Below are 815 nucleotides of genomic sequence, written 5' to 3' on the forward strand. Positions count from 1 at the left end.
AACCACACCGCCGACAATTTTTTCCTCAAATTCATCACCAGCGGCTGGCCCTGCTGTACTGCGGCCTGTCCCTGTCTTCGCTAAATCCCGCGAGCGTGGTTCAGGGAATACAGATGCAGGTAAACAACAAGAACCTCATACTAATTTTGCAGAAATGGGCCTGTTCCGGGCAGCACCTGCTGTTGACGCCGTAACAGATTCAGATGCCCCACAGCATGCACAGACGGCAAAGAAAAAGCCACAAGCCCCGGAAGATGTACCTGAACCGAAGAAGCGTAGCGCCCTGTATAAGTGGTTCAACGGCAATCACGAAGAGATGCAATACCAGGCCGCAGTCGCAGCCGCTGCCAGCGCGGCCAGAGCACAGACAGCCACCGCAGGCGCTGGCGTTCTGGAACATGTCGCCGGACGATTCGCTACATATGGAACATGGGCGGTACGAGCTACGGAAATCGCCGCTGGCGGCGTAGGTGCCTCCGTTGCCGGATTCCTGGTAGGCATGATGCCCGGCAAACTCAATGAAGGAGAACAGGACTTCATCGACCGTATGCGCCTTGCACAGATGCGTGAAGCGCCTACTCGCGTGCGTTACACCTGGGAGAATGACATCAACGGAAAACCCGTACCGCGTGGATATCACACGCCACCGGGTAAGGATATGGTGCGAGTCCGTAAGATGGAATGGGACCGCCGCTATGAGGCGTACACCTTCACCACTGAGGAAGAAAACCCCGTTACCCTTATCTGGACCCCGGATCATTCCGGTATTAACGCTCCGTCAAACACAGGTAATCAGACACCTCCAAAGCTACCGG

The 815-nt window shown here is 55.8% G+C and carries 1 protein-coding gene; it reads left to right on the forward strand.

The features are described from left to right. The coding region (locus IM291_RS21810) for an S-type pyocin domain-containing protein (protein ID WP_226840472.1) at positions 1-815 on the forward strand (815 nt) is incomplete at both ends.

This window comes from Enterobacter cloacae complex sp. P27C, assembly GCF_014895705.1.
Taxonomy (GTDB): Bacteria; Pseudomonadota; Gammaproteobacteria; order Enterobacterales; family Enterobacteriaceae; genus Enterobacter; species Enterobacter bugandensis.